Annotated in this window: 22 protein-coding genes, 1 tRNA gene and 3 pseudogenes; 7 read left to right on the top strand and 19 right to left on the bottom strand. The window is 57.2% G+C overall.

What is annotated here, in order from left to right:
* Window positions 1-4: 4 nt before the first annotated feature.
* From B3397_RS19575 to B3397_RS19565, 3 genes are read right to left on the bottom strand one after another with little or no spacing between them, the layout of a single operon-like run.
* Window positions 5-811 (bottom strand): putative hydro-lyase, encoded by an 807-nt coding sequence (locus tag B3397_RS19575; RefSeq protein ID WP_296253273.1) that lies wholly within the window; start codon window positions 809-811, stop codon window positions 5-7.
* Entirely contained in the window at window positions 808-1,578 is a 771-nt protein-coding gene (locus tag B3397_RS19570) for a LamB/YcsF family protein (protein ID WP_296253271.1), read from the bottom strand. The genes B3397_RS19575 and B3397_RS19570 overlap by 4 nt, the downstream gene beginning before the upstream one ends.
* 21 nt (window positions 1,579-1,599) lie before the next feature.
* Entirely contained in the window at window positions 1,600-2,844 is a 1,245-nt protein-coding gene (locus B3397_RS19565) for an NRAMP family divalent metal transporter (protein ID WP_296253269.1), read from the bottom strand.
* A 246-nt stretch (window positions 2,845-3,090) separates the two neighbouring features.
* Here B3397_RS19565 and B3397_RS19560 point away from each other — a divergent pair, with 246 nt between their 5' ends.
* A complete protein-coding gene (locus B3397_RS19560) occupies window positions 3,091-3,756 on the top strand; it encodes a GntR family transcriptional regulator (RefSeq protein ID WP_296253268.1) in 666 nt (221 codons plus the stop codon).
* 190 nt (window positions 3,757-3,946) lie between these two features.
* Here B3397_RS19560 and B3397_RS19555 read toward each other — a convergent pair whose 3' ends face one another.
* Window positions 3,947-4,255, bottom strand: a complete 309-nt coding sequence (locus B3397_RS19555; RefSeq protein WP_296253267.1) for a DUF1484 family protein — start codon at window positions 4,253-4,255, stop codon at window positions 3,947-3,949.
* Window positions 4,256-4,723: 468 nt separating this feature from the next.
* Here B3397_RS19555 and B3397_RS19550 point away from each other — a divergent pair, with 468 nt between their 5' ends.
* The 3 genes from B3397_RS19550 (at window position 4,724) to B3397_RS19540 (ending at window position 5,690) form a co-directional block, all read left to right on the top strand.
* Window positions 4,724-4,972, top strand: coding sequence for a prevent-host-death protein (locus B3397_RS19550; RefSeq protein ID WP_296253265.1), 249 nt, complete (start codon window positions 4,724-4,726; stop codon window positions 4,970-4,972).
* Between the two features lie 198 nt (window positions 4,973-5,170).
* Entirely contained in the window at window positions 5,171-5,410 is a 240-nt protein-coding gene (locus B3397_RS19545; RefSeq protein WP_296253264.1) for a type II toxin-antitoxin system RelB/DinJ family antitoxin, read from the top strand.
* Between the two features lie 43 nt (window positions 5,411-5,453).
* Entirely contained in the window at window positions 5,454-5,690 is a 237-nt protein-coding gene (locus tag B3397_RS19540; RefSeq protein WP_296253262.1) for a type II toxin-antitoxin system RelE family toxin, read from the top strand.
* Between the two features lie 245 nt (window positions 5,691-5,935).
* Here the strand turns inward: B3397_RS19540 and B3397_RS19535 are convergent, their stop codons facing one another.
* From B3397_RS19535 to B3397_RS19515, 5 genes and pseudogenes are all read right to left on the bottom strand, one after another.
* Window positions 5,936-8,452 carry a DEAD/DEAH box helicase gene (locus tag B3397_RS19535; RefSeq protein ID WP_296253261.1) on the bottom strand — a complete coding sequence of 839 codons (2,517 nt, stop codon included), beginning with the start codon at window positions 8,450-8,452 and terminating at the stop codon, window positions 5,936-5,938.
* A gap of 3 nt (window positions 8,453-8,455) precedes the next feature.
* A complete protein-coding gene (locus B3397_RS19530) occupies window positions 8,456-9,382 on the bottom strand; it encodes a HamA C-terminal domain-containing protein (RefSeq protein ID WP_296253260.1) in 927 nt (308 codons plus the stop codon).
* A gap of 1,039 nt (window positions 9,383-10,421) precedes the next feature.
* Window positions 10,422-11,264 (bottom strand): annotated as a pseudogene (locus B3397_RS19525) (site-specific integrase); the annotation flags it as partial.
* A gap of 3 nt (window positions 11,265-11,267) precedes the next feature.
* Window positions 11,268-11,783 (bottom strand): phage major tail tube protein, encoded by a 516-nt coding sequence (locus B3397_RS19520; protein WP_296253259.1) that lies wholly within the window; start codon window positions 11,781-11,783, stop codon window positions 11,268-11,270.
* 14 nt (window positions 11,784-11,797) lie between these two features.
* Window positions 11,798-12,586, bottom strand: a pseudogene (locus tag B3397_RS19515) (phage tail sheath subtilisin-like domain-containing protein); the annotation flags it as partial.
* On the opposite strand from B3397_RS19515, the pseudogene B3397_RS19510 reads away from it, so the two are divergent.
* Both B3397_RS19510 and B3397_RS19505 read left to right on the top strand, forming a co-directional pair.
* Window positions 12,587-12,853 (top strand): annotated as a pseudogene (locus B3397_RS19510) (terminase); the annotation flags it as partial.
* Complete coding sequence (locus B3397_RS19505; protein ID WP_296253258.1) at window positions 12,853-13,896, top strand: phage portal protein; 1,044 nt, start codon at window positions 12,853-12,855, stop codon at window positions 13,894-13,896. The pseudogene B3397_RS19510 and the gene B3397_RS19505, both read left to right, overlap by 1 nt.
* Before the next feature lie 100 nt (window positions 13,897-13,996).
* Here B3397_RS19505 and B3397_RS19500 read toward each other — a convergent pair whose 3' ends face one another.
* From B3397_RS19500 to B3397_RS19455, 10 genes are all read right to left on the bottom strand, one after another.
* The gene (locus B3397_RS19500) at window positions 13,997-14,665 is read right to left on the bottom strand and encodes a hypothetical protein (protein WP_296253257.1); all 669 of its coding nucleotides are present in this window, start codon (window positions 14,663-14,665) and stop codon (window positions 13,997-13,999) included.
* 39 nt (window positions 14,666-14,704) lie between these two features.
* On the bottom strand, window positions 14,705-14,980 hold the full coding sequence (locus B3397_RS19495) for a hypothetical protein (protein WP_296253256.1): 276 nt from the start codon (window positions 14,978-14,980) through the stop codon (window positions 14,705-14,707).
* Window positions 14,981-15,716: 736 nt separating this feature from the next.
* Complete coding sequence (locus tag B3397_RS19490) at window positions 15,717-16,073, bottom strand: hypothetical protein (protein WP_296253255.1); 357 nt, start codon at window positions 16,071-16,073, stop codon at window positions 15,717-15,719.
* A complete protein-coding gene (locus tag B3397_RS19485; protein ID WP_296253254.1) occupies window positions 16,070-16,576 on the bottom strand; it encodes a Panacea domain-containing protein in 507 nt (168 codons plus the stop codon). The genes B3397_RS19490 and B3397_RS19485 overlap by 4 nt, the downstream gene beginning before the upstream one ends.
* Window positions 16,577-16,832: 256 nt before the next feature.
* Window positions 16,833-16,908, bottom strand: a tRNA-Thr gene (locus B3397_RS19480).
* A 290-nt stretch (window positions 16,909-17,198) separates the two neighbouring features.
* The gene (locus B3397_RS19475; RefSeq protein ID WP_296253309.1) at window positions 17,199-18,386 is read right to left on the bottom strand and encodes a methyltransferase; all 1,188 of its coding nucleotides are present in this window, start codon (window positions 18,384-18,386) and stop codon (window positions 17,199-17,201) included.
* Window positions 18,386-19,075: an ABC transporter permease gene (locus B3397_RS19470; protein ID WP_296253253.1), complete on the bottom strand. Its 690-nt coding sequence runs from the start codon at window positions 19,073-19,075 to the stop codon at window positions 18,386-18,388. Before B3397_RS19470 ends, B3397_RS19475 begins: the two co-directional genes overlap by 1 nt.
* Window positions 19,072-19,767 carry an ABC transporter permease gene (locus B3397_RS19465; RefSeq protein ID WP_296253252.1) on the bottom strand — a complete coding sequence of 232 codons (696 nt, stop codon included), beginning with the start codon at window positions 19,765-19,767 and terminating at the stop codon, window positions 19,072-19,074. The genes B3397_RS19470 and B3397_RS19465 overlap by 4 nt, the downstream gene beginning before the upstream one ends.
* 56 nt (window positions 19,768-19,823) lie before the next feature.
* Window positions 19,824-20,585, bottom strand: coding sequence for an ABC transporter substrate-binding protein (locus B3397_RS19460; RefSeq protein ID WP_296253251.1), 762 nt, complete (start codon window positions 20,583-20,585; stop codon window positions 19,824-19,826).
* Between the two features lie 15 nt (window positions 20,586-20,600).
* Window positions 20,601-21,374 carry an ABC transporter ATP-binding protein gene (locus tag B3397_RS19455; protein ID WP_296253250.1) on the bottom strand — a complete coding sequence of 258 codons (774 nt, stop codon included), beginning with the start codon at window positions 21,372-21,374 and terminating at the stop codon, window positions 20,601-20,603.
* Window positions 21,375-21,981: 607 nt separating this feature from the next.
* Between B3397_RS19455 and gabP the strand changes: the two genes are divergently transcribed.
* Complete coding sequence (gene gabP, locus B3397_RS19450) at window positions 21,982-23,373, top strand: GABA permease (RefSeq protein ID WP_296253249.1); 1,392 nt, start codon at window positions 21,982-21,984, stop codon at window positions 23,371-23,373.
* The last annotated feature ends 143 nt before the right edge of the window (window positions 23,374-23,516 follow it).

The following is a 23,516-nucleotide window of genomic DNA, read 5'->3' as shown; positions in this document are numbered from 1 at the left end:
TCTCCTAGACGTGATAAGTGCTGTCGGGCACATCGGTGATGAACATGTGGCCAGGGGCATGGGTGATCGCGAAGGGCACGCCCGAAGCGGCCACCGCCGCCTGAGGGGTCACGCCGCAGGCCCAGAACACCGGCACTTCGCCCGGTTCGATACGCACGGCGTCGCCGAAATCGGGCTTGCTCAGGTCGGTGATGCCCAGCAGCGCCGGCTCACCAATGTGCACCGGCGCGCCGTGCACGGACGGGTAACGCCCGGTGATGCCGCTGGCCTCGGCCACGCGATCCGCCGGAATCGGCCGCATCGACACCACCATTTCACCCTGCAACCGACCCGCCGGACGGCAGGCGCGGTTGGTGCGGTACATCGGCACGTTGCAGCCATCGGCGATGTGCCGGACTTCGATGCCGGCCTCTTGCATGGCGGTTTCGAAGGTGAAGCTGCAGCCAATCAGAAACGCCACCATGTCATCGTGTTCCGCCCAGGCCTGGGTCGCGTCGCTGACTTCCTCCACCAGCTTGCCGTCGCGCCAGATGCGATACAGCGGGATATCGGTGCGCAGGTCGGCGCCGCCCGCCAGCACGGTGCTCGGGCTGCCGGCGTCGGTGACATCCAGAATCGGGCAGGCTTTTGGATTGCGCTGGGCGTACAGCAAAAAGTCGTAAGCCCATTCGCGGGGCAGGGCGATCAGGTTGGCCTGGGTCATGCCCGGCGCGATTCCGGCCGTAGGGGTCACCAGGCCGCCGCGGTATGACTCACGCGCTTGCCGCGCCGCTGTAATCGCCGCCTCGCGGGCGCGTGCCAGGGCATTCATGGGCGTGGCCCCGCGAACGGTTGCAGCGACAGATTGGCCTGCTCCAGCACACGCCGCAGCTCCCGAGCCATTTCCACTGCCGCCGGGCTGTCACCGTGCACGCAGATCGAATCGGCCTGAATACGGGTGATGCTGCCATCGATGGCTTCCAGCGTGCCTTCCTGCACCAGGCGCAGCATGCGCTGAGCAACCAGCTCCGGGTCATGCAATACCGCCCCCGGCTCACGACGCGACACCAAGGTGCCCTGTGGCGTGTAGGCGCGGTCGGCAAACGCCTCGGCGATGCACGGCAACCCTTCGCTGCGCGCCAGCTCGATCAGTTCCGAGCCGGCCAGCGCCACCAGCACCAGCGTGTCATCGACGGCCCGGATCGCCTCGATCACCGCCAGCGCCTGACGGCGGTCGTGGGCGATGGTGTTGTACAGGGCGCCGTGTGGCTTCACATAGGTCACCGCCGTACCCGCCGCCTTGGCCAGGCCCTGCAAGGCGCCGATCTGGTAGATCACGTCGGCGGTCAGTTCAGCGCTGGTGACGTCCATGTTGCGGCGGCCGAAACCCACCTTGTCCGGGTAGGACACATGGGCGCCCACGGCGATATTGCGCGCCGCCGCCGCTTTCAACGTCTTGAGGATGCCCGCCGGGTCACCGGCATGGAAACCGCAGGCGATGTTGGCGCTGGTCACCACTTCGAGCATCGCCGCATCGTCGCCCATCTGCCAGGCGCCGAAGCTCTCGCCCAGGTCACTGTTGAGGTCAATCGTGTTCATTCTTATAGGTCTCCTGTTAGATCACGCGGCGCTGATGAAAGCGAAGATGGCACCGGCCGACTTGTACGCCATGAACCACGACAGCAGGCAGGTCAGGATGCCCAGCACCAGCAGCCAGCGTGGATAGTGGTAGCCTTCCATCAGGTCGGAACGGCACCAGCCCACGTACATGAAAATGCTCAGGCCGATGGGCAGAATCAGCCCGTTGAAACCACCGGCGAACAGCAGCAGCGCAGCCGGCGGCTTGCCCAGTGCCATGTACACCAGCATGCAGATGACGATGAAGGCCACGGTCGCCAGGTGGCGCATGCGCTCGGTGATTTTCTTCGAGAACACGGTGATGAACGACATCGAGGTGTACGACGCGCCGATCACGCTGCTGATCCCTGCCGCCCACAGCACCAGGCCGAACATCATCATGCCGATGTCACCGGCTGCCGCGCCGAAGGCCTGAGCCGCAGGGTTCGCGCCCTTGCCCGACACATCGATCACCACTCCGCTGGCCACGACGCCGAGAATAGCAAGGAACAAAACGTAGCGAGCGATACCGGTCACCAGGATGCCCGACAGCGCCGCCTTCGATACCGCTTCGATGTTTTCCACACCCACTGTGCCGCGATCCAGCAAACGGTGTGCGCCGGCGTAAGTGATATAGCCGCCAACGGTGCCACCGACGATGGTGGTGATGGCCGCAAAGTCGACGAAATCAGGCCACACCGTCTGACGCAGCGCCTCGCCCAACGGCGGATGGGTTGCAAAGCAGGCGAACAGAATCAGCGAGACCTTGAGCAGCCCCAGCACGATCATGATTCGGTCCATCGCCACACCCGCCCGATGGGACGAGAAAATCCCGATCGCCAGCAGCGCACTCAAGGCACCGCCCCACTTGGGGTCCAGCCCGGTCAGCGCATTCAGGCCCAAGCCCGCACCGGCAATGTTGCCCAGCATGAACACCAGGCCGCCCACCAACACCAGCAGCGTCAGCACATAACCACTGCCCGGAATCGCCGCGTTGGCCAGCTCCGCCGCACGCATGCGGGTCAACGACACGATGCGCCACACGTTCAGCTGCACCACGAAGTCGATCAGGATCGACGCCAGAATGCCGAAGGCAAATGCTGCCCCCAGAGTTGCCGTGAAGGTGGCGGTCTGAGTCAGGAAGCCCGGCCCGATGGCCGACGTCGCCATCATGAAGATGGCTGCGATCAACGATGATCGCCGCGCTTTCGTGAACGCTAAGGTGTTGGCTTGAGTCACGGCAATCATTCCTACAGTGAGAGTTGACTCGATAGAGCAATGTGTATGCCAAGGAGGGCCGTTTTGCCCTAAGTTGTAGGTGTGCAAGGCAATTATTGTTGAACAATCCAGTGTTACTGGTTGAGTGATATGCACCGCTTTGTAACGCTATGCCCCGTTGCTGCTACCTAATGAAGCACGCCCCACGCGAGATCCTTGCCCCCCGCAACGCGCTCTGTTGCAATACCGCCGCGGTTCTCACCACCTGGATCCCCTATGAACGACGCCTCTGCTGCTCTCCCACGCTCCCTGGGCGAGACCATCACCCAAGAAATTCGCCGAATGCTGGTGGAAGGCGAACTCGTTCCCGGACAACGGCTGTCCGAAGCGGCGCTGGCGGAGACCCTGGATATCTCGCGCAATACCCTGCGCGAAGCGTTCCGAGTGCTGACGCGAGAGGGCTTGCTCAAACACGAACCCAACCGCGGCGTCACCGTCGCCGAGCCCGACATGGGATCGATCATCGACATCTACCGCGTGCGACGCTTTATCGAATGCCAGGCCATTGCTCAGGGTTATCCACAGCACCCTGGGGCCAAGCACATGCGCGAGGCCGTCGAAACCGGCGAGCGTGGGCGCGAAGCCAAGGACTGGGTAGCCGTGGGCACGGCCAACATGATGTTCCACCAGGCCGTGGTGGAACTGGCAGACAGCCCGCGGCTGCTGGCCTTCTACGGGCAGATCTCGGCAGAGCTGCGGTTGGCCTTCGGCGTGCTGAACGACCCGCAGTTTCTGCATGTGCCGTACCTGGACATGAACGGCCAGATACTGCGCTGCGTCGAGGAAGGCAGACCCACGGATGCGCGAGCCATGCTGGAAAGCTACCTAGTGCAATCCGAACGCACCGTTTTGGCCGCCTATGAGCGCCGCGCGCGGCGGTGAGAGCCGTGGACGCGGACGCGGCTTACGCCGCTGCTACGTGAACCCGCCCGCGCCGTGCCCGGACGCGGCTTACGCCGCGAATCCGTCGACCCACCCGCCACGCCTCCAGACGCGGCTCACGCCGCTGCTACATCTCTGTAGCACCGGCGTAAGCCGGGTCCGGGCCACCGCAATCCTCCCGGTCGTAATCCTACAACGTCCGATCAAGCTCATTGAGTGACCGTGCCAGCTTCACCTGCACAGGCGAAATCAGGCAGTGAAGGTTATCCGCTGACAGCTTGTCCGCATGCGCTGCCTCCAGCAGATGCAACACCATGATGAGCGCGCCATTGACCTCGTTCAGGACACGCGCAGAGTGGCGAAGGTCATTTATGACTTCACCTAAATGGCTCAGGTGGGTGGTGAAGGGTTGGTGCGTTACCGATTCATCTTCGCCGAGAGTGGCGAGGTGTTCGTAGACGTTTGATAGCTTGATGCTGGGGGAAGTGTTTACAAGCATGTGAGGCTCCTAACGTGATGTTGGACCGTCACCCACCGTCGCCAAACGATAAGGGTGGCAGCTGTGCGAGGGTTGGCGAACCGGGACGTTAGGCACCCGGCAGACCCGAAGGTCTCCCGCGCACAGCCGCCATAGCACGAAGCTTAAGGCACAAAAAAGCGCCTGCTTTCATGAAGGTGGCGCTGGTGCGCCTAACGTGGTTTCGGGTCGCCAAACCCTGTCGCTGAATTGGCAGCGACCGGGGAACGGTACGCTCTCGGGAGGAGGGGATCAAGTAGGATTTTGGTTTGAGGGGTCTACGGCTGTGAGCCGTCGCCATCCTCAGGCAGTGGTCTAAATTTAGGTTAGGGTATGCGTTGGCAAGGTCAGAGGTATTGCCGACGTGCGAATGAGCTCAGTGCCCCCATTAGCTTCGACATTACGCACATCGAGGCCAGAAGCGGTTCTACTATTTGGGGTTCTCGAATCATGCAGGTTGAAACAATTAGCTATTTGAAGCGGCATCCCGCTGATCAGCCCCTTGAAGAACCTTTGGTCGTCACGCAAAACGGGGTCCCCGCGTACGTTGTTGAGTCTTACGTTGACCGCATACGCCGCGATGAGGCGACTGCCCTGGTGAAGCTGCTCGCGATCAGTTCGCGGGAGTACGCGCAGGGTAAACACTGCTCCGCAGACGACTTGAAAGCTCTGCTGAGCAAAAGGTTCGCGCAGAAATGAGGACGGTCTGAATGCCTAGCCGCAGACTCGCTTCACTTAAACGGCCAAGCTACAACTAAATGCTGTGTTCACCGCGCAAGGATGTGTGCAATCCCCGTGGCTACACGAGCTGTATAAAAAATAACCGTTGTAGGCTTGCCCGAGCGTAGCTTTTTACTTGAAGGTAACGACAAACGTCATTACATCGAGGGGCATCCCATGGCATCCATCAATATCCGTATCGACGATGACCTGAAAGCGCGCGCTTACCACGAGCTGGAAAAACTCGGCGTCACCCCATCTGAACTAATGCGCCAAGCCTTGCAGTACGTAGCAGAGCGTGGCCAACTCCCCTTCAAGCTGGTCCTGATGACCGAGGACGATGAAGCCTTGATCGCGACAGTACGCGAGCGGCTGGCTGACCCCCAGCGGGTGAAGGTTTCATTAGATGACCTATAGCCTCGAATTCGATGCGCGTGCGCTACTAAAGGAGTGACACGAATTGGGGGATACCGTACGCCAGCAGCTCAAGAAGAAGCTGGCCACGATCCTCGTCAATCCGCGCATCGAAGCCAACCGTCTGCATGCTTTGCCCGACTGCTACAAAATCAAACTGCGCAGCAGCGGCTATCGGCTGGTGTATCAGGTGATCGACCAGGAGGTCATGGTGTTCGTGGTGGCGGTAGATAAGCGCGAGCGAGAACAGGTCTATCGCAAAGCGGCTGAGCGATTAGGTTAGCAAGGGCGTCGAGTGTGAGTGGAACTCCTTCTTAGAAGGGTTGTATGGAAATAGGGGAATGCTTTTCTGGACTGGAGCTCCATGGCGGTAGCCTAAACGCTGCGGCACTAGGTTTCGAAAATCAGCTTAACCCTATGGAATATAATGGTTTTCTAATTATGGATGATTGAGTCTATCCCATTAGTATCCTAATGACGATGTTGCTCAGTGTTTTAGGTCGCTACGACCTGAAGGAATAATTTTAATTATTTTCCCATAATGCTTTTAAACTCGTTTAGGCAGAGCTTCGGGAGGTCGATGGAGTTAATATTTATTGTAGAGAGGATCTCCAAGTAGTCTTCCACATCCACGGCATCTGTGTTTCCAATGATCTTTTTTAAGCGAAGTGCTGTAAATCTCGAAAAACCGACAGACATCAGGCCTAGCTCGACTTTGTTACAGGAGCCAAACTCTAAAAAAGTATGGTATGGGGCTTGCTGAGCGTCGTCTTTTGAAAATCCTCTTTCAAGCAAGGATACCTCTAAGATGTCTTCATATGCGCTAAGGTACTTGACAAGCCTGAATCTGATTGCGCTTTCGATAACTTTAAGTGTTTGTCTGATTATTGATGAGGCGCTTAGTTTATTATCGTCGTCCCTGCGAACAAAATTCACACGCTCTCTGAGTATTGACCCTATGGATTTTCCTGTAACCCAGTCGTGTGCGAGATTGCATATTAGATTCCTGTATTTTATAGAGTTTCTAGGTGCATCCCATGAAAAGTGATGGCAGACGAGATCAATAGCATTTGACATCCTTTCTTTTCCGCCAACTTCGAACGGATGCAAAAGTGAAAAATGGTCAATGCTCAATACTCCAGCTATATGATTGTATAGGCTTTGGAGGTGATCTGGACGCAACGATCGGTGGGATTCGAGTATTTCATAAGGAAGGGTGATCTCAAGTGATCTTATATGGGTTAAGTTTTCATTGAAAGTATCTGCTGTATCTGAGTTGCTGTACTTGTTTGTTAGCTCTTCATCGTTAGATGTCATACTCTCATGAAAAAGCTTGCTGAATCCAGCTTCAGCTACCTCTTTGTCTTTTTCGTCAGTCAAAGAGTGCTTTATAAGCTCTTGAAGAATCGTGCCCCCATCGTCCATTATTTTAGCCATGGATGATTTGATTTCTTGCAAAGTATCTCCCTGATAAGACTCGTCGCCCCAACTTTTAGGTCTAATGCACCAAATATTTCCGTGGAACTCTTGAAGAAGTCTCCCGGCTCTACCTGCCAGATTTAAGAAGTCGGATCGCAGCATCGGTTTTTTGCCGCTATATGGATTTTCAATTACGATATGCTTCGCAGGAAGATTGACACCTTGCAGCAAAGTACTGGTGCAGCATATGTATTTTATTTCTCCAGACCGAAATAGATCTTCGATGCCAGTTCTTACAATGGAAGGGATATCCCCGTAGTGGAACGCTACGCCATGTTGAAGGCTGTTTATCAGTCCATGCTCTTCGTGGATTTCCCCTTTAATGAAGCTGATAAATTCTTTGATGTTGTTGCTTGGCTCGAACCTATTGTTGAGGTAGGAAAGTTCGAGTGCTATTTTTTCGGCATCACTAGGGTCGTTTGCAAATATTATCGTAGAATCATCATTCTTCGTGATCGCATAGGCTAAATTTGCCCGTTGCTTGAAGATGCTATCCCTAAATCGGAAGCTGAAATCACGCTCTCCAATTGTGATTTCAAATTTATCTGTAAGCAACGAAACGTTAATGATGTTTGGCTTTCTGTTAACTTCAGATACTAGTATAATATTTTGTGATACCGGTGATATCGTTTCTGTGAAAAACTGACCATTATCATTGCGATTAAATAGATTCAGTAGGTAGCCAGGATTTTCTATAAGGGGGCTGGCAAACATAAGCGATGTTTTGGGGTGTTTAGATAGCGCGATTTCGACCGCGTTATGCAATACAATTCCTCGATTTCCCGTCTGAATCTCATGCGCCTCATCCACAATTAGTGTGGTGACTATTTGCGTATTGTTTTTTGGTTTTAGGAGAGTTAAAAGTCTTTCTGGCGTAAGTACATAAACAATACTTTTAAACTTGGATTCTGTTTCCAGCGGAAAAGGTGCGGTTCGAACCGTAGTATTTTCTATGTTCTCGCGTTGAATTGTTTGCCGAATGCGGTTCGAAACTTCGCTTATTAAGGCTCGTGTTGGGACTATATATACAACGGCTTTTTCTGAGCAGGATTTTAGTCGGCGTGCTAGTTCTATATTGAGGATGAATGACTTCCCTGCTGAAGTAGGTGCGGAGACACTTAAGGATGATTGTTTTTGTAAGGCTTCTAAAAGCTTGTATTGAAAGTCTGTTAAAAGTATTCCGTCGCTGGTGGAATTCTCGGCTTCGCGCGCAACTCTCTCCAGTGCTAGTGAAATGGGAATGCTAGGTTGTTCATCATCTGCATAACGGTTACGCAGTAGTGAGCGCCCAGGGAAATTCCCTAGTCTGGAAAGTATTATGTCCGCGGCGGGAGCTATATCAATAACGGAATCTTTGCTAGATTCTAGGAGTCTGCTCATTATCTCGTAAGCTAAAATTAAATCTTTGGGATCTTCTGATAGGGAAAGCGCAGATGATATGCCGATGAGTTTTTTAATCTCAAGCTCCGTAATCGTAGCCGGGCTATTTGGAGTTGGCAGTAAAGACTCAATGTTTAGCTTGTAAAGCTTTTCTATTTGAGGTTGGAACTGTTCGGCTATATTCATGATTTAGTCCAGTGCTTCATTGAATTCGTCGCGAAATTTCTGGACAGATGGGAATGGTAAGAAAAATACCTCAAAGTTAAGGTGTTTTTTTTCAAAATTTTTAAATTTCACGTTAAGTGTTTTAGCAATATTTTTGCTTTCGGCAAGCAGCATCTCGCGAAATTGACTCGATAGATCGCATTGTTTAATTTTGTGAATATTTTGGTATTCTTTCCAGTTGTACCCAATCAGGCATGCATGGTTTATACGAGCTCCAGGACCGGGTTCGCCTAGCTTAATCAAGTCGATTACCGCATTTTTTGTATTGTCATCGGCATATTTGAAGTGTTTTGTTATCATTGTGAATTCATGTTTGTAGATTTCTTCATCATGGAATTCATTGATGCTTTTTAGAGCGGATGTGATTGCCCCGTCAATCGAACTGTACAGTTTTGATTCGCCAAAGTAAAAATCAACTAGCTGATCTTCTTCGCACCATCGCATATGAATTCCATCGGAACCATTTGACTCTAGTCGTCTATTGGTTTTTAATTCCATTTTTGCAACGATTTGAGGTGCTTTGAGAATTGCTTCTGTTAGGAAAAAAAGAAGGGTCTCGCCAGCCTCCCCAGTTTTATCAGGATCATCTTCTGACGTTTCTGGGTGTCTGAATAATTTGCGTGCTTCTTTTGTTAGCTGTGCTGATTGTCTATTTGTCAGGGTATCAGGTCTGTTTTTAGATGCTATACAATAGTCAATGATGTACTGGTACAGTAACTCTGCAAGGGCCTTGGACATTGGTCTGCCGTTCCCATCAAACTTCAGATGATGAATTCGTATGTTTGCTTTGGCCTCATCAATTGTTTCGGTGTGCTCTATTAAGTCAATGCAAGATTGGTAGTCTGATTCATCTACTGAGACGTAAAGCGATGAGTTTTCTAAACTGCTCAATTTTACTCTTCCTTGATTCTCTAAAGTTTGGCTAGAGCTAGTTCTTTAGTTTTCCACATCTAGAACTCGACGACCCAATGTGTAGCCGCCAACTGGCTCATTCTGACTGGTAATGAGGGTTATGGGATCATAGCCTTGGGAGGTGCTGCTGGCTAGCATTGTGCCATCCTTTATGCTGCCCAGTGGCATGAACTGTGTGTGGTGCAGTACGCTGCGTGATGCGTGGCACATCCCTTCCAGTCTGCAGCGAGTCAATGACGCTAATCCTCTTATCGTAACGACACTTCTACATCCGTGTAGATCACCAGCAAGCGTACTTTTCGTCGCTTGTTGTATTGTGGTGCTCCATTCGTACCGTGGTGGAAACCTCTGCCATCGCGTCTACCCATCAATGCCATGTCGGTCACCTCAATTTTCTCCGGCCCTCGCCCCACGTCATCCTGCCAAGAATGTTGAGTGTTATCAGGGATCAAGGCCCCTGCGACCTGTGGGGATGTCCTCTAGCGCGGGACTGGCGGCTCCTTACGTCCGGGAGCAAGGGCATCTCATGATCTGGCCTCCTGAGCATCGTTTCGGCTGAGCGGGGGAAGGCTGCGTCGGCTGAAGAAACCGGCTTATCGAGGGGCTTGAGTTGGGTGAAAGCAGCGGTTAGATGACAAGGGGATGCCGGGGTGTCAGGCAGGTACAGTCCTACCCATGTGCTGCGGCACGATCATCTGCGTGGGTGCTGTCAGGAGTTTGGGTGATTGGCGGGGAGTGAGATTGGGGGTTGGGGGATTTGATGTGGTGACTGGGCTGGCGCTTTCGCGGCTGGACGCCGCTCCTACAGGGGAGCTGCGGAAACGAAAAAGGCCCACCTTGCGGTGAGCCTTCCTTGTCAAACTATGGTGCCGGCACCAGGAATCGAACCCGGGACCTACTGATTACAAGAACCCTGCTCACAGTAGTAAAATCAATAGGTTACGTGACTTTCTGGTACGTGTTTAGCAGCGGGAATGCCAGAAACCATGCGGTCTCTGGCTATGTTGGTACGCGGGATTTAGTCGGCGGAAGGGGAGACGAGGGGCAGGCTGAAATCGTAGATATCGAGCATTGACTCGTCGCGGTGGCCGCTGGCGTCCTGCTTCTGTTTGCGATCACCTGGAGTGTCCGTGATACCCCGGCGTTTCAGGTCGTGGAGCGCGAATCTCTGCTCCTCGGTGAGTACTCCGTCCTTGATCGCCTTCGTGATGAAGCGCTGCCAGGTCGTGTCCAGGCTGGATTTCTGCAGCGCGCCGCCGTGCGCCGCCACGATGATGAACCTACGGTCAGCAGCCGTTGGAACTGGGTAGGCCTGATCTGTCCAGACTCGACACCGGTAAGACTTGGCGCCTTCCCAGGCAGCCCGAAGCCTGGCAGTCCAGCGCACCACATTGTCGCGGCTGCCCTTGCGTCTATTGGTCTGGACTCCTTCTTCTAGCTCGTTGGCGTCGGTGAGTGTGACTGCTTCGATGCCTCGCAAGCGACACAAGTAGGCCAGCTCCATGACATACCCTAGGTATGCCGGGCATGAGCCGAGTTGGCCACGCGTGAGCTGGCCCTTCTCGTGGGCTCGGGCAATGAGTGTGGCCATGACCTTGGGGCTTGGCAGCCGGCGTTGCTTGCGTTCTGCCGGCGCCTCGATGCCCAGGGCCACATTGATTTCCAAATAGCCACGATTGCACCCCCACTTCATCACGCGCCGAAGATATCGCAGCACGTGTGCGGCTTTAGACGGTGTGCCTTCGTCTGCAATCCGATCGACCAGGCGTTGCACCAATGCTGAGGTGAATTTGCGCACAGAAAGTTCGCCCAGGGGTTTCTGCAGCTTGGTGGGAATGGCCACCAGCACATCGCGGCTGTGGGGTTAGAGGCCGATGGCCCGGCGCTGGGCGGCCAGCATGTCGACGCCGTTGACGTTCTCAACGAAGTTCAACAGGTCGATTTCGACCAGGACGGAGCCGTCCATGGTCAGCTTGTAGTAGCTGCAGGTGGTGGTGATGGTGTGTTCGGTGTCCTCGCCGGCCACGGCCTCGCCCATATCCAGCGTCTCGTGACGGCCACGGACCACGACTTCTACGGCACTCACTGCTGTGGTGTCGTCACGCTGATAGGAACCGGCGAAGCGGATCATCAGGCCCGAGGCGCTCTGGTTGGCGAACTGCTTGATGACCAAGTCATCGATGCCGCCGATCTTCCACTCCAGCTGCAGGCCGTCGTCGGAGAAGCCCAGGTCGGCCTTCACCGGGCCGTTCATGCCGCCGCCCCGGTATCCCTCCATCTTGCGGGCAAGCACAGGAAGGGTGACGGACTTGGAAATCCCCACGTAGCTCACGCCGTCGTGGAAGGTGTTCATGTTCTTGAGTTTGCGTGGCATTGCCATGGTACTGGCCTCCGTCAGCTATTGATGCGGCTGGCGAAGTCCGCCAGGTAGCGGTCCGTGATGCGCTGGCGGAAGTTCAGGTCCTCCAGCGGCGGTACCGGGGTGTAGTCGTAATCGATAAACAGCTTGCCGGCCTTGAGGGTGGCCTCGGTGTTCGCTTCCTCGTCGTACCAGGCCTCGCCGCCGATCAGGTAGCCGCCGGAGATCAGTTCGCGGAACTTGGCGTTGATACCTTCGATCATGTCCCGCACCAGCGATGGGTGCATGGGCTTATCCATGGCCCACATGTGCGCTTCGGCCATGGTGTCGGCCAGTACCTGGGCGGTACGGGTGTAGTTCTCGAACGCGAAAAGCGGGTCGGCGCTGCAGGTGCGGCTGCCCCAGAAGCGGTAGCCGTCGGCGTTGATGAGGGTGGTGACCTCGTTGCCGTTCAGGTAGTTGGCATCGGTGGCGGGGTTCTGCAGGTCCCAGAACACGTCGGCGCTGATGCCGGTCACGCCGTTGACTGGCACGTTGGACAGGGTCTTGTGCCAGCCGATGTCCTGGTCGATCTTGGCGCGCAGGCCCAGCGCACGCGCTACAGCCGGTGCAGTGTCGGTGGCGTCCGTCTCGGTGTTCCAGTACTCGAAGTCAGGCCAGATGACCATGACCTCGCGGGCGCCGAAGTTTTCGCGATAGGCGGTGGCTTCTTCTTTGGTCTTGCAACCTGCTGCGCTGACGTAGGCAAAAGCGCGCAGCTGCTGCGCGATGGCGACCAGGGCGGTGGCCACAGGTTGCGAGTCCAGGCCGGGAACGCCCAGGATGAGGTCAAAACCCGTTTGGTGATGAAGGCGTGGGACGTCATCAGCAAGGGCCGGCTGGAGTTTGATGCCGGCGCAACGGATGTGGCGCAGTCCCTCATGGCTATCCGCAAAACCATCACACCTGGCGGGCGCCAATTCACGTACACCGCAGGTCGCAACGAGGCCACGGGTCACGCCGACTTGGCCTGGGCGCTGTTCCACGCCCTGCACAACGAGCCGCTCGAAGGGCAGACCGCTACCAACACACGCATCATGGCGATCTTCTAATGAGCAACATCGACCTGACCGGCGCCGCGCCGGCGCCTGCTGGTGAACTGCTCGCCAACCGCAATGCCCGAGCCGAAGCCTTCACCTTTGGCGATCCGGTACCGGTCCTGGACGGGCGCGAGATCCTGGATTATTTGGAGTGCTACCTCAATGGTAAATGGTATGAGCCACCTGTCTCGCTGGAAGGCTTGGCCCGCTCGTCGAAGGCCAGCGTCTACCTGCAGTCTGGGCTGATCTTCAAGCGCAACGCCCTGGCCCGGACATTCATTCCCCACAAGCTGCTGAGCAGGCAGGCTTTCGAGCAGATCGTCATGGACCTGGGATGGTCGGGCAATTTGTACCTGGAGAAGCGCGACAACATGCTCGGCCGGGCGATTGGGCTTCGGCCTTGCCTGGCGAAGTACATGCGTCGAGGCGCGGATCTGGAAACTTACTATCAGGTGCGCGGCTGGCGTGATGAGCACGAGTTCAGGGCTGGCAGCATCTGCCATCTAAGGGTGGCCGACATCAACCAGGAGGTGTACGGCCTGCCGGAATGGTTGCCAGCGCTGCAGGCCGCGCTGCTCAATGAGGCGGCAACTCTGTTCCGCCGCAAGTATTACCAGAACGGTAGCCACGCGGGTTTCATCTTGTACATGACCGACGCTGCCCAGAATGAAGACTTCGTCGACGACCTGCGCACGGCAATGAAGAGCAGCAAGGGGCCGGGCAACTTCCGAAACCTGTTCATGTACGCGCCCAACGGCAAGAAGGACGGTATCCAGCTCATTCCGATCAGCGAGGTGGCGGCGAAGGACGACTTCGGCGCGATCAAGAACATCAGCCGCGACGACCAGCTGGCCATGCTGCGGATCCCTCCGCAGCTGATGGGCGTTGTTCCGCAGAACTCTGGTGGCTTCGGTTCGGTGCGTGAGGCTACCCAGGTGTGGGCGGTGAACGAGCTGGAGCCAGAGCAGGCTAGGCTTCTGCAGATCAACGACTGGCTGGGTGAAGAGGTGATCCGGTTCAACCCCTATGAGGCTCCTTCCAGCGACGGCAAGTGAACCTGCAGAATATGAAAGCCGCCAGTCAGGCGGCACTTAAATGACAAATGCAATCTGCCTGTAGCCTTTTGCGCTCGTCACCTTCATTTGAGCTGCGCACCTATGCCGTTCCAGAGGAACACGGTTGAAACGCAAAAGCGAATACAAGGTGTTTGCCGAAGAACTGCATCGCCCAGAAGCTATCTCCGTCATCTGTGATCACAAACTTGTACACAAACGTTCCGCCATTGAGCTCTACTCGCTCAGCGTTTTGCAGCAGAGTGGCTACGTGCGTGTGCAGGTCTGGAGACTCGGGCTCCCTAACATGAATTTCCGATAGTCGCGGCATAATCGTGTCAGTCTGCTGCCAGTAAAGGCCTCGAACGATTCGTCTAATCACCCTCTCATATGCATCCCTGTCGAAAGGGATGGCAACAACGGGCTCAAGAATGGGGCTGCCGTGTCTTTTTGCGTAGCCCCGTTTGTTCTCCTTGAGCACCTGTTTCGCTAGACGCTGGTTTTTACCGATAGTCCTGCCCATCGCATTGATCACCGACTCCATGTCGCTGCGGAACTCTCCAGTGGTGATGCCGATTATCAGTTTGAACTGTTCATCGTCCTTGCTACCGGCGTTATTGCAGGGAATGCAGGCTGGCACCTTGTTCCAGGGAACATTGATAGGCCTCGGCTTCGGGTAGATGCACTGCGGTGGCAGATGATCGCCCTCGCCGTCGGTTGCGGGTTGGTCACCACATAAAACACAGAGCTGGATCTTCTTCGCTTCACTCATCAATTCCACTTCCCGTTGCAGTCGGCTTGCCGAATTTCATCACGGTTTACCGGGACGATCGGCGCCCATTAGTGGCTGCCAGCTCATAATTTGAACGCGGTTTTCCATCAGGTGCGGCGAGTTAGAACCCGGCTTGTGCATCTGTTCGTCCTGGAGCGCGCCTCTCAGCTCCGCTTCAATTTCATGAAGATCGCTGTCGTACTCGATTTTGGTTGGCCAGTTGATGTAGACGCGGCGGATATCGCTCAGCTCGGGGCTATTGGCTTTCTCTCGGCGGGCCCAGCTCACAACGACGTGATAAGCGTGGTCGGTCATTCTTGAGTTCCTTCTTGAGGTTAGGTCACTGGGCTGCTTGGATCGGTCGATCGCGCCGTTTCCGTTCCTTACATGGATGCTGGCTCAGTGTAATCAGAACGGCACGGCCGTGCAGCTGACCCCGGCGCGCGCCCTCGTCCCCCCGCCACGCCTGCGGGCTAAACGTGTCGGAAATTCCGCACCCCTGCAGGGCGCTGGCAGGCCCTACGGCGCTGGGGCTGATCAGAATGTGAGGGCTTGAACATTTCTGCGGATCCCTGCACCTGGAGAGGTTTGGCAGGCGGTTGTGATGGCTTTCTGTACGGGATAGGGGGAGGGGGCTGAAAAAGAGTAATCAGCGTAACTAGATGGGGTGGGACAAAGTGGAAGCCGCGTATTCATCGGCCTTGAGCGGTTACAGATGGGAGTAATAGAGAGGTAATGGAAAAGGTAATTTTCTGCTAAGTGATTGATTTTAAAGGCTTTCAAGCAGGCCATTTATCACCAAAACAAAAGGTAATCTGATTACTATTTGGTTACTAAGAAATCACTTTCCGGCAAACCAATGAGGCCGCGTATTCCGTGGGTGCAGGGCAGAAATCGGTCAGGATTACCGATGTTACTCTTTTTTCGGCACCCCCCTATACCCTAAAGCATCGACTCTAAACGCGGGTGCGGACGCACGCGTGCATCGTTTGATGCCCATTTGATTGGTATGAGAAGAGGGACGCGGGAAGGCTGGGCCTTCCCTCGGAGGTTAGCGCTTGGTCGCTGTACCGAATACGAAGCCCAGGGCGGACGTCGTCAAGCCGTAAAGCCACTTTCGAGCCTCATTGAGTTCCGGGCTCTCGGTGACAAAGAAGCTGCCGACGATCAGAAGTGCCGACACGCCGATGACAAAGCCGGCAATGTTGGTAGGGGCTGCTCTATCAGTAGCGCCCCAGAACTTCCCCAGCCAGCCTAGATTTTGCTGATTATGCTGGAGCTGAAAATGCTCTTTACCGGCAGCGAAGAAAGCATTTTCGTCGTTCCCAGACCCATTCAGCCCGTTTGCGGCGGCTTCAGCGGTTGGATCAATTTTAACCGAGCCAATCCCCGGCGTTGGCTCGGTCACGCTTGCACCGCCGTTTGGCCACTTTGTGCTTTACGCACGGCGTCCTTGAAGTGGGTCGCAATGGTGCTGAACGGAATGTCCACTCCGCGCATCCCTTTCGCAGCCGCCCACGTCACTGCCCATGGCGTACCGCTTGCGTGGGTCATCTCCGACAAGCGGATACCCGAATACATGTGGTAGCTGTTGTACACGTTCTGCAGGAAAGTACGGATATCAGGGTCTGCAGGTGTAGCAGCTTCCCGGACACCCAGAGCATCGTACTCGAACGCCTTGCCGGTGATCTCGCCGGAACCGAAGCGCTTGAACTCGTGATACAGCGAGGGGATGACGGGGCCGTACTGCCAAGCCTCGACTGCCTCGTTGATCAGTGGCCGTTCGGTATAACCGGCGTACCAGCCATGGGCGTAGTAAACGAGCTTCTGCAGCTTCATCGGGCTAATGCACTCACCCCTGGCGGCTGCCAGTTCAAGAAAGTAGTTAGCAATCGATTTCGCATTGAACACGTTTGTTCTCCTTCAGCGACCATTTGCGCCCTATACGAACGCGAGCCTCTTGACATCCAGCGAAAACGGCTTCCTAGAGGGCTAGTATGGCACGCCGGATGCGGGTTGTATCATAAATAGCTGGGGGCTGAAAGCTATTCTACAACTGTATGAGTATACAGTATTTTGGTGCTGGTTACCGCTGCTCTTGGTACGTGCGTTGGTACGTGTGCCACAAACAACAAAGGCCCGCATTTCTGCAAGCCTTTGATTTATATGGTGCCGGCACCAGGAATCGAACCCGGGACCTACTGATTACAAGTCAGTTGCTCTACCATCTGAGCTATACCGGCAAGTGAGGGCGCTGATTATAGCCATTCACCTGCGCGAGTAAACCCCCCAGGCGCACAATTTATTCCGCTTTAGATCGATAGCCTCCAATGCTTATTCACATCCGCCGTGCCAACCCCGCCCAACGGGCCCGTTTGCGTACAGTTATGTGACATCGTTCGCAAGCTACTGTTTTTGCACACGAATAACCGCTGTACAAAAAACGTCCAGTGGACAACCTTCTTCGCAGGCGCCGAAATACCGCACCCGGTAACACTTCTGCCCACAGAGTTATCCACAGGGCGAACTGCCCTTAGCGGCGCTCGGCCAGGATCATCAGGTTACGAGGGGTAAGGTCTGAAGCGCAGAACAGGCCGACTTGTACGTCGTACTGTCGTTCCTGCAAGTACAAGGCACGATCGAGCACCAGCCACAGCTCCAGCGGCCGGCGAAACAGTCCGCGCACCAATTCCAGGTTGCGCACCTCGGCCAGGCGCTGCCAGCCCAGCGCTTCCAGGGCGATCCAATCCTTGAAGTCGCCGAGAGGTACGCCCTGTATTTCCGCCAAGTCCATGCAGTACTCGGCAAAAGGCTTGTGCAGCCAGGCAGCAGGCAAGGATGGGCACGGCAGGTACTCATCGACGCCACGCTGCCGCCGTTGCAGCAGGTCGAACGCCAGGCGTCGGGCCATGGATGTGTCGCGCTGTTTGCGTACCCGTGCGCCGGCGGTAACGGTAGCGGCCATGGGCAGGCCGAGGTCGTCCAAGGTGAGGGTCAGTGCAGACGCCTCGCTGCACAGGTGGCGATGATCGCCGATTGTCCGGTTGTAGCAGCAGGGCGCTATCGCCAGGTGTTGGCAGCCGGCATCGGCCGCCTTGTGCATGAGGCGTACGTGCAGGTCGCCGCAGGCGTGCAGGGCGACAGGGGTGTCAGTGGAAGATAAAGCCAGGTCAGCTGCCATGACGTCTTGCAGCTGGTGGGCGACGTTCAGCCCATGGTGGGCACTCAGGGCTTGGCCGCTGGTAACCAACGCCTCATCGTATTCCAGGCACCTCAGGCGTTGGCCATCGCACAGCAGGCGGCGGCCCAGGTGGCCCTTGCCGCCACACCAGTCCACCCACCCGGTCACCGCAGGGGCGAAATGCAGTTTGCTGGCGAAGGCTTCGATTTGCTGCCATTTGCGGCCAGGTACATCGACGTCCAACCGATGTCTGGCAGGGGGCAACGGGGCTGTGGATAAATCTCCAACGGTACTGAGCGCCTTGGCCTCCTGGAACAATGCAGCAAACGGCGCGGGCGCGTCAGGCAACTCAAGAGAGTTATGCACAGCCTCGGCCTGTTCCAGGCTACGGGCGCGCAACCACTGGCCCAGCGCGGGATAAGCGCTTTCCCATTGCAGCACCCGATCGGTAAAGGGCTTGGGTCGCCACAACCCCTCATGCGTACTCAAAAAAGCGTCCAGCGCACGAAACCGCTCGCGCAGATGGTCGCCCGCCAGCACTACCGCCCCTGGCACGCATCCACCCGCAGCCAGCGCTCGAGCAGTTTGAAGCCCTGTACCAGCACGAACGACATGGCCAGGTAGAACATGCCTGCGGCGAAGAAGATCTCCACCGGCAGGTAGGTGCGGGCGATGATCGTGCGGGCCATGCCGGTGAGTTCCAGCAGGGTTACGGTGCTGGCCAGCGAGCTGGCCTTGAGCATCAGGATGACTTCGTTGCTGTAGGCCGGCAGGCCGATGCGCGCAGCGCGGGGCAGCATGATGTGCAGCAGGGCCTTGCTGTGGGACATGCCCAGGGCGCGGGCGGCTTCGATTTCGCCCTTGGGGATGGCTTGCAGGGCGCCGCGCAGGATTTCGGCGATGTAGGCGGCGGTGTGCAGGGTCATGGTCACGGCGGCGCACCAGAACGGGCTGCGCAGGTACGGCCACAGGCTGCTCTCGCGCACGGCGTCGAATTGCGCCAGGCCGTAGTACACCAGGAACAGCTGCACCAGCAGTGGTGTGCCGCGAAAGAAGAAGATGTAGGCGTAGGGCAGACCGCTGATGTACCACTTCTTCGAGGTGCGGGCGATGCCCATGGGGATGGCCAGGATCAACCCGGCGATGACGGCGATGGCCACCAGTTCAAGGGTCAGGGTAGCGCCCTGCATCAGGCGGGGCAGCCATTTGATGATCACTTCCCAGTTCATTGTCCGGCCCTCGCGAAGCCGCGGGCGGCGCGTTTTTCCATGAAGTGCAGGGCGACCATGGCCACCACGGTCAGGCACAGGTACATGAGGGCCGCGACCATGTAGAAGGTGAACGGCTGCTTGCTGAAGGTCACGGCGTTCTGGGCGTTGCGCATGATTTCTTCGAGGCTGATGACCGACACCAGGGCGGTGTCCTTCATCAGGATCAGAAACAGGTTACCCAGGCCGGGCAGGGCGATGCGCCACATCTGTGGCAGCACCAGGCGTACGAAGATGCGGGGTTTGGACAGGCCCAGGGCCATGCCGGCTTCGCGATGGCCCTTGGGGATGGCCAGGATGGCGCCACGAAACACCTCGGTGGCGTAGGCGCCGAAGCACAGGCCCAGGGCGATTACGCCGGCGGCGAAGGGGCTGAGTTCCAGGCTGCCGACGCCCAGGGCCAGGCCCAGGGTGCGCAGGCCGTTGACGGTGCCGAAATAGATCAGCAGCACCCACAGCAGTTCGGGAATACCGCGCACCAGCGTCGAGTAGAAACCGCCGAGCCATTGCAGGGGGCGGTGGGCCGAGGTTTTTGCCAGGGCTCCGGCGAGGCCCAGCAGCAGGCCTAGGCACAGGGCGCTGAGGGCCAGTTTGACGGTCATCAGCGCGCCCGCGGCGAGCGCGGGGCCGAAGCCATAGAGGTCGATGTTCATGGGCAGGCTTGTTCAGGGGCGGGCGGCTGCCGTGTAGGCAAACGCCCGCCGGGCTGTCAGAGGATGCTGAAAGGGAAGTACTTGTCGTTGATCTTCTTGTAGGTGCCGTCGGCGATGATCTCGGCCAGGGCCTTGTTGAGCTTGTCTTTCAGGGCGTCGCCCTTGCGAACGGCGATGCCGATCTTGTCGCTCTGCTCGACGGCGTCGCCCTTGAACTCGAAGTCTTTGCCGGCGTCGCTTTTCAGCCAGTCGTAGCTGGCGTATTTGTCGGCCAGAATGGCGTCCAGGCGGCCGCTGCTCAGGTCCAGGAAGGCGTTTTCCGAGGTGTCGTAGAGCTTGAGGTTCACGTCCATGCCGTACTTGTCTTCCAGCCAGGTGCCGGACAGGGTGGCGCGCTGGGCCCCGATCGCCTTGCCCTGCAGGGTGTCCTTGAGCTTGTCGCCTTCCGTGGGGAAGTCCGCGTCTTTCCTGGCGATGAATTGCAGTTTGTTGCTGTAGTAGGGGTTGGTGAAGTCCACCACCTGGGAGCGTTCCGGGGTGATCGACATGGACGACACCAGGAAGTCGAATTTCTGCGACTGCAGGGCGGGGATGATGCCGTCCCAGTCGGAAGTGACCACTTCGCACTCCACTTCCATCTTGGCGCACAGGGCCTTGCCGATGTCGACGTCGAAGCCCACGACCTGGCCACTGGCGTCCTTGTTGTTGAACGGTGGGTAGGCAGCTTCCACGCCCATGCGCAGTTTGTCGGCGGCCATGGCGGCGCTGTTGACCACAAGGGTGGCGGCGACCGCCAGCAGGATTTTCTTGATGCTCATCTTGTTATTGCTCCGTTAGCGGTTGCTGGACATGAACTGCTTGCAGCGTGCCGAAAGGGGGTTATCGAATACTTGTTCGGGTGTGCCTTTTTCTTCCACCAGGCCTTGGTGCAGAAACACCACTTCGCTGGACACCTGCCGGGCGAAGCTCATTTCGTGGGTCACCAGCAGCATGGTGCGGCCTTCTTCGGCGAGGTTGCGGATGACCGTCAACACTTCCTGGACCATTTCCGGGTCCAGCGCCGAGGTGGGCTCGTCGAACAGAATAACCTTGGGTTGCATGGCCAGCGTGCGAGCAATTGCGGCACGTTGTTGCTGACCACCCGAGAGTTCGTTGGGGTAGGCATGGCGTTTGTCGCCGATGCCTACCTTGGCCAGCAGCGCCTCGGCCACTTCGATCGCTTCGGCCTTGCTCTGGCCCAGTACCCGGCGCGGCGCCTCGATGATGTTGTCGAGCACGCTCATGTGCGGCCACAGGTTGAAGTTCTGGAAGACGAAACCGATTTCGCTGCGCAGGCGGTTGATCTGGCGGTTGTCGGCGGCGATCAGCTCGCCGTTGCGCGCAGGCTTGAGCTTGAGTTCCTCGCCGGCCACCAGAATCTGGCCCTGATGAGGGTTCTCCAGCAGGTTGATGCAGCGCAGCAGCGTGGATTTGCCGGAACCGGACGAGCCGAGGATGGAGGTCACGTCGCCGTCGTTGGCGGCCAGGGAAATGCCTTTGAGCACATCCAGTGCACCGTAGCGTTTGTGCAGGTTACGGATTTCCAGCGCGGGCGTGGCCTGGGCCATGTGCGGTCCTCTTTGAGTACGGGTGCGGCCTGCCGAGGCGACGCGGTAGCGTGCGCAAGCAGCGAGCGCAAAGCTAGCACAGCGGCGAGCGAGCGGCTGATGCATGTTGGGCCGGGCGCAGGCGCTTGTCGCATTGCTGCAGGGTACTGTCGCAAGGACGTCAGGTGGGCGGCAGGCACAGCGAAAAAAGGCGCGATGTTGCCAGTTTTGCGAGGGCGAGGAAAGCGCCAATGTGACGCGCAGCCAGATGGCCGATTGCGAGCGGGTTGCTAGAAGTAGCACGTCGGCGCGAGGAATAACCCTGTAAAGGTTGCGCCTTTCGGTTGCACTGAAATCGTGCGAAGGTGTTACCAGGCCCTGTTTTGGTGCGACACTGTGTCCCAGGACTGGGTAATTCGGTAATGCTTTGTTACGTCCTTCACGAACCTCAATGGATTCAATCCTTTGGGTGATCTGGCTGAGAGGTCCATTTCAGGGCGGCAGGATAATCGGTGAAGGGGTTTGGCGCAATTATTGCGTCAAGAAAAAGGAACGGCGTGTAGCAAACTTTGAACAAAAGCTAGCAATCGACGCCCGACAGAACGCTATTCCTCGCAAAGGTAGTTTTATGAGTACGCAGAATTCCGCGGGTCTCGCTCAGGGACTCAAGCAGCGTCATGTGACTATGTTGTCGATCGCTGGTGTGATCGGAGCTGGTTTGTTCGTCGGCTCTGCCAAGGCCATCGCCACTGCCGGCCCCGCTGTGCTGCTGGCCTATGCCGCTGCCGGTACGCTGGTCGTCCTGGTGATGCGCATGCTCGGCGAAATGGCCGTGGCCTCGCCTGACACTGGCTCGTTCTCCACCTACGCTGACCGCGCCATCGGCCATTGGGCCGGTTTTACCATTGGCTGGTTGTACTGGTGGTTCTGGGTACTGGTGATCCCGCTGGAGGCCAATGCCGCTGCGTCGATCCTGCATGCCTGGATTCCAGACGTGTCGCATTGGGTGTTCGCGCTGGTCATCACTCTGGTGTTGACGGTGACCAACCTGTTCAGTGTGAAGAACTACGGCGAGTTCGAGTTCTGGTTCGCCTTGATCAAGGTGCTGGCGATCATTGCCTTCATCGTCGTGGGCCTGGGTGCGGTGTTTGGCTTCATGCCCAACAGCCAGGTCAGCGGCGTCAGCCACCTGACCGACACCATGGGCTTCATGCCTAACGGTCTGGGCGCTGTAGTGGCGGCCATGCTCACCACCATGTTCTCGTTCATGGGGACCGAGATCGTCACCATCGCTGCCGCCGAGTCGAAGAACCCGGGCCAGCAGATCTCCAAGGCCACCAATTCGGTGATCTGGCGGATTTTCCTGTTCTACCTCGTGTCGATCTTCCTGGTGGTTGCGCTGGTGCCGTGGAACGACCCACAGCTGACCGAGCAGGGTTCCTATCAGACCGTGCTGAACCTGATCGGTATTCCAAACGCCAAGCTGATCGTCGACATCGTGGTACTGGTGGCGGTAACCAGCTGCCTGAACTCGGCGCTGTACACCGCTTCGCGCATGCTGTTCTCCCTGAGCAAGCGTGGCGATGCACCGCGGTCGGCCCAGAACACCTCGAAAGCGGGTACGCCTTCGGTAGCGGTGCTGATGTCGACCGCTGCGGCGTTCGTGGCTGTGATCGCCAACTACGTGGCTCCGGCTGCCGTGTTCGACTTCCTGCTGGCTACTTCCGGCGCCATCGCGTTGCTGGTGTACCTGGTGATCGCCGTGTCGCAGCTGCGCATGCGCCGCAAGCGTGAGAGCGCTGGCGAGAAGATCGACTTCAAGATGTGGCTGTTCCCAGGCCTTACCTACGTGGTGATCCTGTTCATCATCGCGGTGCTGACCACCATGGCCCTGCGCGAAGCCAATCGCGTGGAGATCCTCGCAACCGGTGGCCTGACCATCGCGGTGGTGATCGCCGGGTTGATCGTCTCCAGCCGTCGCAAAGCCGCCAAGGGTGGCCGGGTCGCGATGGGCAGTTGATGGATTGACCTGAGGCAAGCAAAGGCTGCTGTCGGTGACGATGGCGGCCTTTGTTGTTTCTGGGGGGAGGTGGTGTTCTTGCGGGCCCCTTCGCGGCTGTACGCCGCTCCTACGGGTTGCGACTTCTGTAGGAGCGGCGTACA

The sequence above is a fragment of the Pseudomonas sp. UBA4194 genome, assembly GCF_002379585.1.
GTDB lineage: Bacteria > Pseudomonadota > Gammaproteobacteria > Pseudomonadales > Pseudomonadaceae > Aquipseudomonas.
This window is presented reverse-complemented; position numbering and strand designations above follow the sequence as displayed.